Source organism: Segatella maculosa DSM 19339 = JCM 15638 (assembly GCF_000382385.1).
In the GTDB taxonomy this organism is placed as follows: Bacteria; Bacteroidota; Bacteroidia; order Bacteroidales; family Bacteroidaceae; genus Prevotella; species Prevotella maculosa.
In genome coordinates, this window is sequence record NZ_KB908375.1 from 1 (window position 1) to 1,494 (window position 1,494).

General features: G+C 52.9%; 2 protein-coding genes and 1 pseudogene. All 3 read left to right on the forward strand.

Features of this window, described 5'->3' with window-relative positions; translation table 11 throughout:
• Positions 1-320: hypothetical protein (locus H164_RS15750; RefSeq protein WP_036888112.1), on the forward strand; the 320-nt coding region annotated here is incomplete at its 5' end.
• A gap of 112 nt (positions 321-432) precedes the next feature.
• Positions 433-1,206 carry a ParA family protein gene (locus tag H164_RS0114275; RefSeq protein ID WP_026356395.1) on the forward strand — a complete coding sequence of 258 codons (774 nt, stop codon included), beginning with the start codon at positions 433-435 and terminating at the stop codon, positions 1,204-1,206.
• Between the two features lie 5 nt (positions 1,207-1,211).
• Positions 1,212-1,494, forward strand: a pseudogene (locus tag H164_RS0114280) (DUF3408 domain-containing protein); the annotation flags it as partial.

The following is a 1,494-nucleotide window of genomic DNA, read 5'->3' on the forward strand; positions in this document are numbered from 1 at the left end:
GAGGGAGTTACCTTCAGAAGCCGTCAGGGAGAACACCGACCGACAGACCTCGTCGCTCGGGTGCAAAATTAGGCAGAATATCCACCCGAAAACCGGCAGGAACGACGCCAAAAGCTGCCACAACGACGCCACAAGCTGCCACGTGGCTGAAAAACGATACAAGTACCGACATTTTGTTGTTTATTTGCACCGACAAACCAAAAGACGTCAGTCAATCTGCCGGTTGGTTGAGAGAGACTCATGCCCCAATAGCCATTGGTTGGTTGCAACCGACACTTGGTTGTCCGTTTCTCCGGCAGTATCTCCGCAAGGAGAATTAGCGGTCGCAACCGACGGACGGCGAGAATATGGTTGGAACGTCAAGCGGAAGAAACCGACAAACCGACAAACAAATGTATCAATATATGTATCACCCATAAAACCAAGAAGACAATGGACAAACAAAAAGACAAACCACTGTATGTTGCTTTCTCCACCCAGAAAGGCGGAGCGGGCAAGACCACGCTCACGGTGCTCATGGCGAGCTACCTGCATTACGTAAAGGGATATGACGTCGCCGTCATCGACTGCGACTTCCCCCAGTACAGCATCCATGACATGCGCAAACGCGACATGGACACCATCATGAAGGATGACTATTACAAGGTACAGGCGTATGACCTGCTCAGACAGCTGGGAAAGAAATACTATCCCGTCGTCTGCAGCCGCGCCGAGGACGCCATCTCCTCCGCAGAAAGCCTTTGCAGAGGCGGGAAGATGCCGGACGTCATCTTCTTCGACCTGCCCGGTACCATCAACAATGCCGAGATCGTCAATACCGTATCTCGGATGGACTATATCTTCACGCCCATCATCGCCGATCGTGTGGTGATGGAAAGCTCCATCAAGTTCGCCACCGTCATCAACGAGCAGATGGTCGTCACGGGCAAATCCGCCATCAAGGGGATTTACCTGATATGGAACATGGTGGACGGGCGCGAAAAGACGGAGCTTTACGGAGCTTATGAAAAGGTGTGCGCGGAGTTCGCCCTGCCTATCCTTTCCACCCGACTTCCCGACAGCAAGCGGTTCCGCAAGGAGATGGCATCCGAGCGCAAGGCGGTGTTCCGCTCCACGACATTCCCCACGGACAAGAGCCTGCTGAGGGGAAGCAATGTGGACAGGCTCGCAGACGAAATACTTGACATTATAAACCTCAAAAGATAAAGACAATGGCAAAGAAGACAAGAGTGGAAGACATCGACAGCAATTTCATCATCAACTCGTTCCGTCGGGACGACATGAGCATCCCACCCGAAGCAAGGACGAACGGAGTGGAAAGTGAAAAGCAGGAAGAGTCGGAAGATGAGTCGCCTATGGGAAAAGAAGCGGGCAAGGAAGAAGAACAGAAGACGGAGGGAATGCCGGCACGCCGCAGACGGTCGAAAGACAGGGAGCAGGAATACCTTGCCGCCTTTCACAAGGAAGTGGACATCCCTGCCCGTATCGGTAAGA